17 protein-coding genes are annotated in these 14,504 nt (G+C 75.8%); 14 read left to right on the forward strand and 3 right to left on the reverse strand.

Annotated features, from left to right (window positions below):
- Window positions 1-1,685 precede the first annotated feature (1,685 nt).
- The 13 genes from FEF34_RS37880 to FEF34_RS37935 all read left to right on the forward strand — a co-directional run bounded on the left by FEF34_RS37880 (window position 1,686) and on the right by FEF34_RS37935 (window position 9,768).
- On the forward strand, window positions 1,686-2,333 hold the full coding sequence (locus FEF34_RS37880) for a hypothetical protein (RefSeq protein WP_234043348.1): 648 nt from the start codon (window positions 1,686-1,688) through the stop codon (window positions 2,331-2,333).
- A 228-nt stretch (window positions 2,334-2,561) separates the two neighbouring features.
- Entirely contained in the window at window positions 2,562-2,882 is a 321-nt protein-coding gene (locus tag FEF34_RS37885; protein ID WP_138057989.1) for a hypothetical protein, read from the forward strand.
- Window positions 2,883-2,965: 83 nt separating this feature from the next.
- On the forward strand, window positions 2,966-3,493 hold the full coding sequence (locus tag FEF34_RS37890; protein WP_138057990.1) for a hypothetical protein: 528 nt from the start codon (window positions 2,966-2,968) through the stop codon (window positions 3,491-3,493).
- A gap of 170 nt (window positions 3,494-3,663) precedes the next feature.
- Complete coding sequence (locus FEF34_RS37895) at window positions 3,664-4,233, forward strand: LPD29 domain-containing protein (RefSeq protein WP_138057991.1); 570 nt, start codon at window positions 3,664-3,666, stop codon at window positions 4,231-4,233.
- A gap of 91 nt (window positions 4,234-4,324) precedes the next feature.
- Window positions 4,325-4,732, forward strand: coding sequence for a hypothetical protein (locus tag FEF34_RS37900; RefSeq protein ID WP_138057992.1), 408 nt, complete (start codon window positions 4,325-4,327; stop codon window positions 4,730-4,732).
- A gap of 176 nt (window positions 4,733-4,908) precedes the next feature.
- Window positions 4,909-5,163 carry a hypothetical protein gene (locus FEF34_RS37905; RefSeq protein WP_138057993.1) on the forward strand — a complete coding sequence of 85 codons (255 nt, stop codon included), beginning with the start codon at window positions 4,909-4,911 and terminating at the stop codon, window positions 5,161-5,163.
- Window positions 5,164-5,205: 42 nt separating this feature from the next.
- Entirely contained in the window at window positions 5,206-5,427 is a 222-nt protein-coding gene (locus tag FEF34_RS37910; RefSeq protein WP_138057994.1) for a hypothetical protein, read from the forward strand.
- Window positions 5,428-5,502: 75 nt separating this feature from the next.
- Window positions 5,503-6,174, forward strand: coding sequence for a hypothetical protein (locus tag FEF34_RS37915; RefSeq protein ID WP_138057995.1), 672 nt, complete (start codon window positions 5,503-5,505; stop codon window positions 6,172-6,174).
- A 76-nt stretch (window positions 6,175-6,250) separates the two neighbouring features.
- Window positions 6,251-6,973 (forward strand): hypothetical protein, encoded by a 723-nt coding sequence (locus tag FEF34_RS37920; protein WP_199800768.1) that lies wholly within the window; start codon window positions 6,251-6,253, stop codon window positions 6,971-6,973.
- On the forward strand, window positions 6,970-7,110 hold the full coding sequence (locus tag FEF34_RS41720) for a hypothetical protein (protein ID WP_171053360.1): 141 nt from the start codon (window positions 6,970-6,972) through the stop codon (window positions 7,108-7,110). The genes FEF34_RS37920 and FEF34_RS41720 overlap by 4 nt, the downstream gene beginning before the upstream one ends.
- A gap of 71 nt (window positions 7,111-7,181) precedes the next feature.
- Window positions 7,182-7,808 carry an RNA ligase family protein gene (locus FEF34_RS37925; protein WP_138057996.1) on the forward strand — a complete coding sequence of 209 codons (627 nt, stop codon included), beginning with the start codon at window positions 7,182-7,184 and terminating at the stop codon, window positions 7,806-7,808.
- A 632-nt stretch (window positions 7,809-8,440) separates the two neighbouring features.
- Complete coding sequence (locus tag FEF34_RS37930; protein ID WP_234043311.1) at window positions 8,441-8,734, forward strand: hypothetical protein; 294 nt, start codon at window positions 8,441-8,443, stop codon at window positions 8,732-8,734.
- 11 nt (window positions 8,735-8,745) lie between these two features.
- Window positions 8,746-9,768, forward strand: coding sequence for a helix-turn-helix domain-containing protein (locus FEF34_RS37935; protein WP_138057998.1), 1,023 nt, complete (start codon window positions 8,746-8,748; stop codon window positions 9,766-9,768).
- Window positions 9,769-9,822: 54 nt separating this feature from the next.
- Here the strand turns inward: FEF34_RS37935 and FEF34_RS37940 are convergent, their stop codons facing one another.
- Window positions 9,823-10,746 (reverse strand): hypothetical protein, encoded by a 924-nt coding sequence (locus tag FEF34_RS37940; RefSeq protein WP_138057999.1) that lies wholly within the window; start codon window positions 10,744-10,746, stop codon window positions 9,823-9,825.
- A gap of 236 nt (window positions 10,747-10,982) precedes the next feature.
- Here FEF34_RS37940 and FEF34_RS37945 point away from each other — a divergent pair, with 236 nt between their 5' ends.
- On the forward strand, window positions 10,983-12,626 hold the full coding sequence (locus tag FEF34_RS37945; protein ID WP_138058000.1) for a hypothetical protein: 1,644 nt from the start codon (window positions 10,983-10,985) through the stop codon (window positions 12,624-12,626).
- A 131-nt stretch (window positions 12,627-12,757) separates the two neighbouring features.
- On the opposite strand, the gene FEF34_RS37950 is transcribed toward FEF34_RS37945, so the two are convergent.
- Together FEF34_RS37950 and FEF34_RS37955 are read right to left on the reverse strand one after the other, a co-directional pair.
- Window positions 12,758-13,507 carry a hypothetical protein gene (locus tag FEF34_RS37950; protein ID WP_138058001.1) on the reverse strand — a complete coding sequence of 250 codons (750 nt, stop codon included), beginning with the start codon at window positions 13,505-13,507 and terminating at the stop codon, window positions 12,758-12,760.
- Between the two features lie 148 nt (window positions 13,508-13,655).
- Window positions 13,656-14,477 carry a hypothetical protein gene (locus FEF34_RS37955; RefSeq protein ID WP_138058002.1) on the reverse strand — a complete coding sequence of 274 codons (822 nt, stop codon included), beginning with the start codon at window positions 14,475-14,477 and terminating at the stop codon, window positions 13,656-13,658.
- Window positions 14,478-14,504: the final 27 nt, after the last annotated feature.

The following is a 14,504-nucleotide window of genomic DNA, read 5'->3' on the forward strand; positions in this document are numbered from 1 at the left end:
CACCGTCGTCAGGGCTTGCGCGGCCCCTCCGTCTTTCGGGCGCCGTCCATCGCCCGGGGCAAAGGGGCCGACGGGTGTCTGGACGACCGCGCCGACGGTGCTGCGCAGCGGCTGGGGCGGAGGATGCCCGTCGGCAGCACGGCTTGCAGCGGCGGGCCGGTGGCGCGGGCAGCAGATGCAGCGGGGGCGGCGGGGCAGCACGCCTGGGCACCGTGCTGCAGGCGGCGGGGAGCAGCAGCGCTTCACTCCGGCGTGCAGCAGGGGGGACGGTGCAGCGGGGGCGGGGAGCAGCGCGAGTGCAGCCGGGTGTGCAGCCGCGCCCGTGCTGCGCCGGCCCCGTGCCGCAGGCCGGCGTCGGGTTCGCGCCGGCGCTGCAGTCTCGTGTGGGGCGCGCGGTCGGGCGGTCGCCTCGCCGGCTTCCGGTGGGCGGCGGTGGGGCCTGCGCGGCTGGGCGGTGGGCGGTCGGGCTCTGCAGGGCGTGCCGTCGGCGGTCTCGCTCGGCGGGGCAGGGCCGTTTCGGTGCCGGCGGCGTGTGGCGGGCCTGCCTGTCACGCTGTCACGCTCTCCTCGACGGGACCGTCGTGCAGGTATTTGCCCAGGCCAGAGCGTGTTTCCGGGGAGCGTGACAGGTGGCCGTGACGGCGCCCGTGACGCCCGTCGTGACGCGGAGCCGGGTCAGCGGCAGCAGGCTTGCGGGGTCCTGGCCGGGGACCGGGCGGCGGCGGGTGGGTCCGCGGGTCTGGTGCTGGAGCCGGCGGCCGGGCCGGGAGGCGCCGGACCGGCGCCTCGGAGGCTCCGGGTGCGGCCCGATGCGCGGGGCCGACTCCGCGCGTCGGGCCGAGGCCGATGGGCCGGGGGTGGCGAACGGGCGGGTGCAGCGGGACGGCTGTGGTGCTGCACGGAAGGTGCGCAGCAGCACGGGCTGCTGCGCACCTTCCGTGCAGCGTCCTGGTCCCGGGGGCGTGCAGCGGCGGCACGTGCTGCCGGCGTGCAGCATGCAGCAGCGGCGGAGGCGGGGCGCTGCAGCACGGGGCGGCGGGGTTGTGCTGCCCGGCCGTGCTGCCCGGCCGTGCTGCACGCGCGCCGCGGGCGGTGGGCCGCCGGGGGGCCTCGGCCGTCCGGCACTTCGGGGCGGCCGGACGGCGTCGTCGAGGTCGAGGCGCGATCCCAAGTCGGCGCCGCCGGGCGCTGGGACGCGGGGCCGCGACGGGCCGGCTCCGCCGCCGAAGCCTTGCCGTACAGATCGGCCCACGCGCCCGGGTCTCCTCCCGGGCGGCGTCGGGCTCGACGTCCGTCGGGCGCTCGGCGATCCCCTGCGGTCCGGGGCCTGGTGGGTAGCCGCCCGGCCGTTCCGCGGGGAGCGCCTCGGCCGCATCCCCTGCCCCGGGCTCGGGGCCCTGCGCCGTTCGGGCCTGTGGCATCGGTGTGCGGGGCGGAGGGCTTCCGGGGGACGACGGCGGGTTCCGGGGTGCGCAGGGGCGGCGCGGGTACGACCCCGCGCTGTCGGCAGTCCGTGGGCAGCTCGGCCCCGCTCCGGGGTCTGGGTGCTCGCCAGGCGGGGCCGCCTCGTGCGCGTTCCGGGCGATGTCGACCTGATGAGGCCGGGACCGCCCCGGCGTACGGTGTGGAGTCTTGCAAGTTGCAAGAGGACTGGTGAGGGCATGGTTCGAGCGGCGAGATATCCGGTGACGATCGCGGCGGAGTACGGGGTGCGGGCCCGGCTGCGCGAGGTGGTGGACGCGGAGAAGTCGCGGGCGCGGGTGCTGTCGTCGGCGTGGCGGACGTACGGGGTGCCGCGGGCGGAGGCGGCGAGCGCGCGGGCCGGATGGCGCAAGGAGCGGCAGCGGCTGCACGCGGAGGGCCAGTTGCTGGACACCGTGGACGCGCTGGTGGAGTTCGGGGTGCGCGAGGAGTTGCGGGCCCGCGGCTGGGACCGGCAGTGGCCGGCGGCGCCGGAGGAGGCGTGGGACCAGGGACGGTGGCCGGGCTCCCGGGACGGCGGGTTCCCGGACCGGGTCTCGGCCCGGCTGGACGGGATCCTGGCGGACCAGGTCGTGGCGGCCTGCTGGGCGACGTCGCGGGAGGCGGTCGAGGCGCTGCGGCGGTGGCGGGACGCCAACCCCGGGATCACCGCGCCGCGTGTCCGGCTCGACGAGGCCGGCCGGGAGCGGCTCGTCGGTCCGCTCGCGGAGTACGAGCGGCTTTCCGCGCTGGTGACCACCACCGGGGAGATCTGGCGGTCCGGGCTCGCGCGGGGCCTGGGGCGGGGCGCGGTGCTCGTGCGGGAGTCGGCGGGTGGTTTCGCGGATCAGGCGGGGGACACCACGGGGTGACGGGGCGCGGCCCCTGCGGTGGGGCGCTGCAGGGTGGGTGGCGGGGCGCCCCTGTCGCGCGGCTGGGGCCGCCGGCCTGGACCGCGGAGCGGCTCTCGGAGGTTGCCGTGCCGTCGCCGGACTCGGAGCGGCGGACACAACCCCTCTTGACTCTTAAAACTTGCCTCATGCCTGCCTCTTCTGTATAGTCTTAAGAGTCAAAGCGACGGCAATCACCTGGGGGTCCCCGTGTTCATCGACGAGAGCAGCAGCGACGAGCTCGAAGCCATCTACTCCGAGCGCCTGGACGTCGACCTGGAGATGGCCGAGATGAACGCCGCGGCCGACGCCTGGCACGCCGTGCGCGACCGCGGGTACTGCAACCACGGCTCGGCCGTCGGCCACGGCAACGACAGGGCCCGCGGCCGCCTCAAGCCCGGTCAGCTCCTGTGCACCGCCGGGTGCGACACGGTCTTCGCCGACGACGAGGACTGGTACGCCCAGCTCGACGACCCGATGGCCCGTCCCGTCGCGCTCCCCGGCCGCGCCCCGGCCGCGCCCGGAGCGTGAGGGCCGCCTCGTGGGCTGCCCCGGACACGGGAGCGGCCCACGAGGAGCCCGGTACAGCCCGTCCCTCACCCCCAGGAGTGCACGTGACATCCACCCCCGCCCCGGCCATCTGGCGATTCGCCGACCACGACGTCGTCCGCACCGGTGACGGCCCGGCCTGGTACCGGGGCCTGCGGAACACCCAGCGGTGGGCCGTCCCGGGCGGCGACACCCCGGCGGAGATCGACGACGACGCCGTGCGTGGCCTGCTGGCCGCCGACCCCCGCGCCGTCTTCGCGCCCGCCCGGCCCGACGCCTACAAGCCCCTGCCCGGGCGCCGGCTGGACACCCCCGACGCCCTGCGCCTGCTCGACATCCGCCCGGCCACCGGCGCCGTCCTGCACCGCAGCTCGCTCGGCCGCGTCGGCGACTTCCTCGGCAGCACCACCGGCAGCCCGCTGCCGCCCGTCCCGGACCTGCACCCCGCCGACGTACGCGCCTCCCTCCAGGGAACCGCGCGCCGCTACCCCGCCGCCCGCATCACCCTGGACCGCCTCCACGGCCGCATCCACGCCCGCTACGCCATCGCCCACACCTTGCACACCCACACCTACGTCCTCATCGGCGCCTGACCGCCGGGCCTGATCCCGGCGCAGCCGGGCGGGCCCGAAGCCGGCGGAAGATCAGGCGGTGCCCGGCGCCCGCGGGCACCCCTCAGTGTTGACTCTTATAACTTGCCTTACAGTGCGAGTATCTGTATAGTCTTAAGAGTCAAAGCGGGAACGAATCTCCAGGGGGAACCATGACCACCACCATCACCGACACCGTGGACGCCTCCTACCTCGCCCTGCGCCTGCCCGCCGGCACCGAGGTGACCTACCAGGGCACCATCGCCGAGGCCCACGGCCGGTGGCTGGTCTCGCCGTGCAACTGCCGCCACTGCACGGCCTCCGCTTTCCTCGGCCGCCCCGCGCGCCGCTACGAGCTGCTCACCCTGGACGGCAAGCCGAGCCCCTACCTCCACATCCGCTACACCTCCGTCACCCCCGTCGTCAGCGACTCCGAGCGCAACTACGCCGCCTGCTACCTGACGCCCAAGATCGTTGCCGTCCACCTGCGCAAGCAGCTGCGCCGCGCCTTCCCCGGCGTGAAGTTCTCCGTACGCACCGGCCGCGGCAAGAAGATGTGGGAGCTGTCCGTCACCTGGACCGGCGGCCCCGGCCGCACCGCCGTCAGCGCCGTCACCGCGCCCCTGCTGGCCACCTACGGCCGCTCCGAGGAGCGCCGCCCCGCCCGCATCTCGGTCACCCACGCCGGACGCGACTACCACGGCATCCCCTCCGTCGCCGCGATCACCCTCAACCGCGACTGACCGCCGCGCCCCGGAGGGCCCCGGCCACCCCGGGCCCTCCGGGGCTCCGAACCACGGGGAAGCCCCCGCGACGATCCCGCAAGGAGCACACATGGCCGACTACGCCCACAAGGGCCGTTTCACCGGCAGGCGGGAGACCGGCACCGACTACAGCGTCCTGTTCATCGGCAGCAACGATTTCGTCGAGAAGGGCACGGTCTGGGACCGGGACGCCGAAGCCTTCCGCGAGGGAAGGGAGTTCCGGGCGTTCAAGGACCTCACCGACTTCCACGCCTTCTCCTTCGACGCCCGGGACGGCGCGTCGCACCTGTCCCTCTTCGCCTTCCTCGACTCCGACGACGCCACCATCGGCACCGTCTTCATCGCCGAGACCCACACCGAGGAGTTCGAGTTCCTCGGCTGCGACTGCTCCTGCTCCTGCTGCTGCGAGTGCTGCACCAACGCGGACACCCAGTGCCACTGCGGATGCAGCTGCGAGATCATCCCCACTACTGCGTGACCCGGCGGCGCGGGCTCCCAGGGGCGCACAACCCCGGCGGGCGCGGCCCACCCGGAAGCCGACCGACCCCGCCCGTGCCGGAAGATGGTCACGGCCCAGGCCGCGAGCTGACGCAGCGGCGGGCCGGCGTCCCGGCAGATCGCCTTGAACCGCCAACCTGCCCCGAGGAGTACCTGATGGCCGCACAGACCACCTACGTCGCCGTACGCGACGGCCGCCCCACCCGTGCCGCTTCCACCCTCGCCGCCGCCCAGGACGCCGCCCTGGCCGCCGAGACCGAGTTTCTCGACGCCGCCGACTGGGAGTTCCGCTGGGAGGAGACCGACCCCGGCAGCGAATGGCGTCTCACGCACCGCTATCTCCCCAGCGGCAAGACACGGTTCTCCCGCACGGCGCGCGCCGTCTACGCCGTCGACCACATCACCGGCTGACGCGGCGGCAGGCCGGCGTCCCGGCCAGACCGCTGCGTCGCCGTGCACGACGACCGTCCCACCCATACCGCCCTGCCACCGCCCCAGCGCGAGCGTCGCGTCACGGCGAACGGCGGCGCGGCGGCCGATGCCCGCGCCCCCACGGAAGGCGTCGCCTGCCTGCCGAGCCAGGCGCCGCAGCGGGTCACCGCCGTGGCCTTCGCCCCCTTCGCCAGGCCCAGCCGCACCGGCCCGGGTCCCGCGCGGGGCGACAACACCCCTTGACTCTTAAAACTTGCGCCATGGGGCGAGCATCTGTATAGTCTTAAGAGTCAAAGGGAGCTTTTCGAGGGGGTCCACATGAACCGCAGTCTCACCCGCGCCGTCCAGCAGGCAGTCCGTCTCGTCCCGCACGGCGACGACCCCTTCACCCACCTCGTCGAGGTGGAACACCTCTTCCCCTCGTACGCGTTCAGCGACGCCCCGGCCCGCTGGACCCCGGGAGAGGGCTTCACCGAGGTGATGGGCGGCGCGTGGATCCGCGACAACGCCGACGGCACGCAGACCGCCGTGGTCACCGGGGTGGGCCCCAAGCAGCTCCCGGCCGCCGACGGCGGCACCTGGACCGAGGAGGAGATCTGGACGGTCACCTCCGCCGACCCCGCCGTCTTCGCGTGGCTCGACGACAAGCCGGACCGGATCACCTGGGCACTGGGACGCGAGGACGTCGAGATCGTCCGCGAGCCCTACCAGGGCCACCCCGCCGAGGCGTGGGAGACCTACTGGTACCGCTTCAGCCTGGAGAACCGGTTCGTGCCCGAGCGGCGCGCCGATGGCCGCTACACCCTCACCCTCGCGTGCGCGCCCAACGACGGCTGGGACGGCTTCGGGCCGCTCTCGCTCGCCGACGCCAGCAGCCGCGTCCTGGCAACCTTCGGCGGCCGCGCCACCGTCCGCACCTCGGTCAGCTCCTCCACCAGCGGCCGGGTGCCGCACCCGGTCACCCTCATGCGGATGCTCACCCGCCGGTGACCGCGCCCGGCCCGGCCCCTTGCGGGGCCGGGCCGTTCACCCCATCCGCCCGCAAGTCACACGAGACGTTGGTGACATGAACGCTCCTTCTCACGGCATCGACCTGACCTGCCGCACCGAAGCACTCAGCCTCAGCGACATCAGCCGCGCCTTCGGCCTCAGTCGCAGCTCTGCCCAGAAGTGGCACAAGACTCCCGTCCAGAGCGCCACCGGGCACAAGGCCGCGCTCCCGCCGGCCCTGCACGCCGTCGCGCAGGCCATCGGCGTCCGCCTCGGGCCGGACGTGCTCGAAGGCCCCCGGCCCCGGTACCCGGTCGAGGTGGTCCTCGCCCTGGGCCAGGCCCTCGGCTACCTGGACCGCCACGGCCACCTCATCAAGGAGAACCAGGGCAAGGGCCGGGGCCGCTGGCTTCCCGCAGTCCCGACCATCGACCCCGCCACGCGGCGGGAACGCCACTACGTCAACCACCTGGCCGCCGCGCTGGGCGTGACGAACGAGGCCGTCGAGATGGGCCTGAGCCGCAAGGCGCACAGCTACGTCCAGCCCGACGGCACCGACGAGATGGGGCGCAGCTTCTGGTGGGCCCCGACCGTGGAGCACCTCGTCGAGCGGGCCCGCACCGGCCCCGCCGGCCGCCGCATCCGTCTCTACGGCGGCCGTCACACCCACAGCGCCGCTCCCGGCCGCCGCAGCTTCCGCACCGGCTGCGGAAAGATCATCGGCCGCAGCGACCACTGGATGCCCGATACCGCCGTCGTGACCTGCCCCGCCTGCCGGAAGGCGGAGGCCGCCGGATGACCCCCGCGGGGGACGTCGGACCGTTCGATGCCGAGGGCTGGAAGCTCCGCGCCGGCGGCGAACGGGTCCACCGGTGCGGGTGCACGGTCCACGACGGCGAGGAGTGCGACGGGCACTGCGCGCCGGGCGCCCGCTGAGCCCTCACCCCCGCCCGTATTCCAGCACCGCCCGGCCGGGCCCGCGCCCTGCGAGGAAGGAGAGCAGCAGCATGAACACGCTGTACCCGCGCTACCCGCGCACCCCTCACCTGCCCGGCTCCCCGGGAGCCACGGCGGACGACGAGCGGGCCGACTGGGAGACATTCGTCCCGGAGGCCGGCGCGCGGATCGTGATGACCATGAAGATGGACGGCGAGAACACCACCGTCCACCGCGACGGCATGTATGCCCGCTCGCCCTCCGGGCGCAGCCGTCCCTGGCAGGACGAGATGCGTGCGTACGCGGCGACGTTCCGGGCGGACATCCCGCCCGGCTGGTTCGTCTGCGGGGAGAACCTCACCGTCACGCACTCCCTGCGCTACACCCGCCCGCTGCCCAGGTTCATGGTCTTCTCGATCTGGGCCGGCGACACCTGCCTGCCCTGGACGGACACGGTCGAGTGGGCCGAGCTGCTCGGGCTCGCCACGGTCCCGGTCCTCTACCAGGGCCCCCGCCGAGACCCCGCCGCGCTGCACCGGATCTTCGAGAGCAGCACCGACACCGATCATGACGAGGGCTATGTGGTGCGCGACGCCGCCGCCTTCACCCGCCGGCAGTTCGCCCGCCGCGTCACCAAGTGGGTCCGGCCGGGGCATGTCACCACCGGCCGGTCCTGGCCGCTGCAGGCCGCGCCGTGACATCCCGGTGTCACCCCGCGCGCAGCTCCCGCAGCCGGGCGGCGGTTCGGCGCCTTCGGGCCAGGGGGAGAACGGCCGTCGGCCGGGTTCCGGCCGGGCGGGGACACGAGCCGCCGGTTGCGTCCGGGGCGCAGACACCGACGGCCGGTACCGAAGCGGTACCGGCCGGTGTCGGCGGGCGCGGGCCAACGCGCCTGCCGTGGGTCCTGAAGGGCTCGGGCTTGCGACCAACTCGCCGTCAGGTCGACACCGTCGGAAGGCCGTCGGTATCGGTGCCGGGCAGCGTCTTACTGATGGGGCCCGCCGTGCAAGCACGCGGGAACAAACGCTGGGCCGCGCGAGGCTCTCGCGGCGCCCAACTGTCCTCGGGTTCCCCGTTCTTCAGGGCCGGGGCGCTGCGGAAGTCACCTGTGGGCCAGCGGAACATCCGTGAGGCCACAAACCGGTGAAACCGGCATAACGGACACGGGTTCGGGTGGGCGGGGGGCCGGTCATGGAAGGCTTGTGCGTACCGCGCAGCCCCGCATCCGCAGGGCCAACTGCCGCAGGGCTGCGTCTGCTTGCGACCAATCCCGCCGGGTCCCGGTCCTTCGTGTGCCGGGGCCCCCGTCAGGACGGAGTCCTGCGCGCCCATGACCGGCCTGCCCGCCTCTCCCGAGCCCTCCCCCGCCCAGCCCCCCTCGCCGGCGCCCGCCGGCGAGGGGGCGGCGGGGCGCCTGGGGCCCACGCACACGCTGATCCTGCTGACCGTCTTCCTGACGCTGGGCACGGCGCTGTTCCTGAAGGGGACACCGATCGGCGACATCCTCCTGCTGCTCGGCGGGTGCGGGGCCGTCGGCGCGGCCACCCTGACCGCGGCCGGCGGCGGCCGGCGGCTGATGGCCGTCCTGGTCGAGGCCGCGGTGCGCTCCGGCGCGGGCAAGTAGAGGGGCCGGCCATGACCTCACCCCACCCCGGCTCCGTGCGGGGGCCGTTCGCCGACCTCGCCGAGCACCTGGCCGGCCTGCGCAGGTCCGCGCGGCTGTCCCAGCGCGGTCTCGCCGCGGCCGCGGCCGTCTCCCGCGGCACCGTCCAGCGCGCCGAGTCCGGCACCGCGGCCCCCTCGACGGCCGTGCTGGACGCTCTCGTGCGCGCCTGCGGCGGCGAGCGGGCCGCCCGGGACCGCGCGCACGTCCTGCGGACGCGGGGCCGCACCGAACTCCGCGGCCGGCTCCCCGCGCTCCAGGCGCCCGCGCCCGCGCTCGTCCACACCGCGCAGGACCTCGGCGCCGCGCTCGCCGCGGAGTACGAGCGGGCCGGCGCCCCGCCCCTGACCGCGCTGGTCCGGCCCGCGGCCGGCCGCACGCCGATCCCGCGCACCACCGCCTGGCGCATCGTCCGCCGCAAGGGCCTGCCCGCCAGCGCCGAGCAGCTGCAGACCCTCCTCGACGTCTGCCGGGTCAGCCGCCCCGCCCAGCGGCACTACCGCGAGGCGTTCGGCCGTGTCCTGGCGGCCCGCGGGCGGCGCAGCGCTCCCCCGCGCCACACTCCGCGGCGCCCGCCCGCCGCGGCGCAGAGCCGGGGCACCGGCACCGACAAGATCACGCCCTGGTTCCGGGACCTGATGGACACCATGTCCCCCAAGGACATCGAGACCGCCCTGACCGTCGGGACCGCGTACCTCATCGCCAACGAGGCGCACCGCAACGGCAGCGTGCCGCCGCGCTCGCTCGAACGTGTCATGCAGATCGCGGGCGACCTGTTCGTCGAGGCGAACCGGCTGAAGACCGGGCCGGGCCCGGACTTCACCTTCTCGGACCTCAAGGGGGGCACCATCGTGGTGGAGGCGAAGTCCACCTCCCGCCTCCTTGGGCCGGACGGCCGGGTCACAGGGCCCCGGGCCGGCGAGCTGCCGCACCGGGCGGTGGCGGCGCTGGAGATGGCGGGCGGCCGGCAGGCGGACCGCGGCCGGGCGCCGTAGGGGCAGGGGGCCGGGCCTGCTGCCGGCTGTGCCCGGCCGGCGGCGGGGGCGCGGCTACGGCTGGATGTGGCGCAGGACGACGGTGCGGCGCACGCCGGCGTCCAGCATGGCCTGGGCCCGGTGCTGCCCGTTGATGTAGCGGACTTCGCGGTCGGGCTGGATCGCGTCACCGAGGCAGAACAGGGTGGCCAGGGCCTCGGTCTCCCAGTCGGTGGCGCCGGCCGCGGCCGCGTGGGACACCGCGAACTCCCGCATGTCGTCGGGGTCCACGGCCTGCTCGCGGGACCTCCGGAGCGCCTCCAGGGCCAGGGCGTTGACCTTGTGCCAGTCGCCGCCGTGGTACCAGCAGCAGGTGCGGACGGTGCGGTTCGGCAGCAGCTGCCGGGTCCAGCGCCGCCACCAGGGCACGCCGGCCGGCATGCACGCCGGCGCGCGGAACGGCTTCGGGCGGGCGAGGCGGACGACCGCGTACGCCTCGAACACCGGTTGCGGTTCCGGCTCGTCGGGGCGCGGCACGTAGCCGGTGCCGCGGCCGGTCTCGACCGGGCCGCCGACCAGCGTTTCGAGCTGCTCGGGGGTGATCGCCCTCCACCGCGGCTGGCGCGGCCGGTAGCGGTCGGTCTCGGCGAACACCACCCGCCTGAAACGGGTCTCCTGAAGGGAGTCCTCGCCCCACAGCTGCCGCTCCACCCACACCGGCGGGAGGTCCTGCTCGGGGCAGTGCCGCTCCCACACCGCGGCCGCGAACCTCTCCGCGCCGTTCGTCAGGCCCATGCCCTCCTCGCGGGCGATCTGGGTGACCACGGCGACCGGGCGCGCCCCGGGGGCGGTGAACAGCTGCAGCCGGAACGTTCCCGGCAGCCCGGGGGCGGTGAACATGTGCTCGTCCACGGTGCGCCGGCGGGGCGCGGCCAGCGCGGCAAGGTCGTCCCCGCCTGAGCGGGCCGGCTCGGGTGTGTGATCGGTGTCCTCGGCCATCTCCCGATCATCCCCCGGCCGGGCGGACCCGGGCGCGCCGGTCCGGTCGGATGCGCCGGCCGCGGTGTCACGGGCATCCGGCGCGGCCAAACCCCGCGAGGGTTGCGGCTTGCAAGATACAAAAACGCAGGTCAGAGCCCATGTCATGGTTGCTTGTCGGGCGTGGGAGGGAGTACGGTCCCCGGGGTGCGGCGCCGTACCCCGGGCGCCGTGGACTCCGGTGAAGGCGGTGGGATGTGACGCAGCAGCAGGCTTCCAGGGACGCGGCGGGTACGGCCGGCGGCAGGCCGGCGGTGGTCAACCGCGGGCAGCTGGCGGCCGAACTCGGGATCGAGCCGTGGATGGTCGCCCGCGGCCAGGAGCTCGGGATCGTGCCCGAGCGGACCAGCGGCCGGGGGTGGAGCAGGGAGGCCGCCGACACCCTGGCGGGCCGGGTCGATGAACTGCGGGAGGCCATCGCCGAGCGGGAGGGGTACGGCGCGCGGCGGATCGCCCAGGAGGTCCTGGCGCCGGCCACTGGCCTGGACGTCGCGGCCGACGACGTCGCCGAGCTCGCCGGGCGCGGGTTCCTGCGCGTCGTGGGCGAGTACTCCGGCCACCTGCTGTACTCCGTGCGCGACGCCGGACGGCTCACGCCGCAGGGACACCAGGTGCTGGCCGAGGTGATCGCCGGGCGCCAGGAGCGCGAGGCGCGGGCCGCGGCCGAGCGGGAGGCGTGGTGCGCGGTGAGCCTGGCGCCGCAGGCGGCGGCCGAACATCTGGGGTGGACGCGCGCGGAGCTGGAGAAGGTCGCCGGCGAGGGGCGGATCACGGCCGGGCCCGGCGGCCGGTACCCGCTCGCCGGCCTCAAGGAGCTCGCGGACGACGAGGAGCTCGGGGAGCGGGTGGCCGGCGAGCGGCTGGTGCGGGCGGACGAGGCATGCGGGCTGCTGGAGATCCGGGCCGTCGATTTCAAGCTGGCCGCGGGGGCCGGGTGGATCACCCCGGCCTCGGCCGTCCAGGCGCAGGTGGGCCGGCGACGGTGGATCGACGTGCCGCTCTACCGGGTCCGCGACGTCGAGGCGCTGCGGGAGCTGCCCGGCGTGGACTGGGAGGCGGTGCGGTCCGTGCCGGCGGGACGGCCCAGCGCCCTGCGCGACCTCGTCGCCCGGGTGCCCGACCGGGCCGAGGCCGTGCACCGCTTCGCCGCCGCGCTCGCCGACCGGCACCGGGTGCAGGTGTGGGCGTACTTCGACGACACCACCGGCCTGTGGGAGGTGGAGTGGGCGCCGGGCCGGGCGGACGGCGGACCGGAGCGCGAGGCGGTCGCCGCCGAGCTGCGCGCCGATGCGCTGGCCGGCCGCCACCGCGGGGACATCCGCCTCGGGCAGGCCCGGTGGGGAGCGCGGCTGCGCTGGGCGCGGCCGCTGGCCGAGGACGGGGCGGCGGTCGTGCTGTGCACCCGGGCCGTGCCCGGCGAGGAGCGGGAGGAGGACGAGCACAGGGGCCTGGTGGAGGTCGCCGTCGCCGACGTGGCGACCGGCACGGTGCTCCTCGACGCAGGCGTCCGCCCGGACGGCGCCGGCTCCGGGCCGGGGCGGGAGTGGGAGAAGATCCTGCCGCGGCTGCGGGCCGTCACCCGCGGCCGGCTCGTCGTCCCCGGCGACCCGGCCGGCGACCGGGCCCGGATCGCCGCCGCCACCGAACGGGCCGGGCGCCGGCTCATGCACCTGGCCGATCCGGACCGCTGGGCGCTGGGCCCCGAGGAGCGGCCGATCGCCGGGCGTACCGCGCGACTTCCCGCCGGTGAGGCGTGCGGTCACGTGCGCGAGGTGCTGCTGCGCCACGCGGCCGGGCGCGGGCGCCGCCACCGGCCCAAGGGGCGCCCCGCGGCGCCGTGACCGGCCCCGGGCGCAGCGGGCCGGGCCGGGTGCAGCTGTCACGCACGCGTGACGGTGGGCCTCCGGGTTGCTGTCCGCGCAGGTCAGTGGCGGGTTTCGCCGGAGCGGGACGCCTGTGGCGGCGCGTGCGGTCAGCCGGTCGGGGCCGGGTCGGTCGAAAGGCGGGGGCGCAGGTCTTCGTAGACCGGCTGGACGCCGACGCGGGCGAGGAAGTCGTCGGTGAAGGCCAGGGACGTCTTCCACGCCCAGGAGGCCAGTCCGTGGCCGAGGCGCCGGTCGGGGAAGGGCGGGTGGCCGGTGGTGGCGAACGGGTGGGGTGCGATCGGCAGGTGGGCCAGGTCCTTGGCGATCCGGTCGTCTGCCCTGCCGGCGCCGACCGCGCGCCACTCGGGCCGGTAGTGGACCAGGGCGTTGCGCAGGCGTCTGAGCACGTCGGCCGACTGGAACGGCTCCTCGCCCTTGTTGAAGGGGTTCCGGCGCAGCAGGTGGAGGACCAGCTGCGCGCGATCCAGCAGCGACGGACCGCCCACGCCCCATGCCTGCTGCAGGCCGACGAGGGCGGCGCGCTCCTCGGCGGTGAGGCCTCCCCTGCCGCCGCCCATCTCGAGCTGGTCCTCGGCCGCCGAGGCGAGCAGTTCGTTGACGGAGGCCTCGAGGAAGGCGAACGCCGTCAGGACGGCGCCCATCGCGTAGGTCCGGTGCTCCGCCGCCTGTGCCGCGGACCAGGCCAGTCCCTGCGCGCGGTCCTGCTCGCCGGGCGGGTCCGGGCTGCGCTCCAGCTCCGCGCACCGGCGGCACAGCAGCGCCGCCGCGAGCGCGTGGTCGCGTGAGTACCAGTGCCAGGACTTCACCGCTGCGTCGTACGCCGTCGCCTTCGCCATACCGGCATCGTGCGCCGTGCCGGCGATCGCCGCGCCGCGGACGGGCCGCCCGGGGCGGGCCAGGCGGTCACAGGGCCCGCGGACCACAGGGCCGGCAGGGGGACACCACCGGACCCGCGGCACGGCCGGGCGGCAGGACGGCGTCCGCTCACCCGGGCGAGGGCGGCGCGGGATCAGCCGCGGGGCCGGCGGTGCCGTCGGCTGGCCGCTGCGCGAGGGCCGGCGCGACGTACTGGGCCACCACCTCCCCAAGGACGGTGAAGACCTGGTCCGCGCGCTCGCTGCGCGCGCTGCCGAACGACTCGCGGGGAGCGGTCAGCAGGGCGTGCCAGTGCCGGCCGGTCATCCGCTTGTTGCCGGCCGCCCGCAGCGCGTACCGCACGCCGCGGTTGCCCTTCTCCCGCAGCACCGGCTGTTCCGGTGTCACCAGCCGGTACGCGGCCGTGGCGAGGGTGTGGCGCAGCGGCAGCGGGACCTGCTTCCAGAACGGGTCGCCGCTTCCCGGGAGCAGCAGTCCCTGGGCGGGGCCGTTTGCGGCGCGGACCGGGCCGGTGTCCTGGGCCGTGCCCGGCCGGCGCGGGCGGCGCTCCCCGGGCGGCGGCCCGGCCGGCGGCGCGTCCTGGTCGGGCGTCGGCGTACCGTCCTGGTCGGACCGGGGCTCCGGCGGGACGCCGGTGCAGCCGCCGGAGCGCTGGTGGGCGGCCAGCCCGGCCGGCGCTCCCGCGTACGCGCAGCCGGCGCACCGCACCCAGCCCGCCTGTTCGACCGCTTCCTGGACCACCGAGCGGTCCGGCCCGTAGCCGGCGCGCACCAGCCGCTGCGGCAGGCTCTCGCCCTGGACCGCGCGCAGGGCCGCGGCGGCGGTGATGTCGTGCCCCGCGACGAACCAGCGGCCGATCTCCGCCTCGCCGCCGCATCCGCAGAAGCAGTTCCCCGTCGGCACCAGCCGCGGTCTCCTCGATTCCGTCATGCCCGGGGACGCTACGGGCCGCGGCCG

Source organism: Streptomyces marianii (assembly GCF_005795905.1).
GTDB lineage: Bacteria > Actinomycetota > Actinomycetes > Streptomycetales > Streptomycetaceae > Streptomyces > Streptomyces marianii.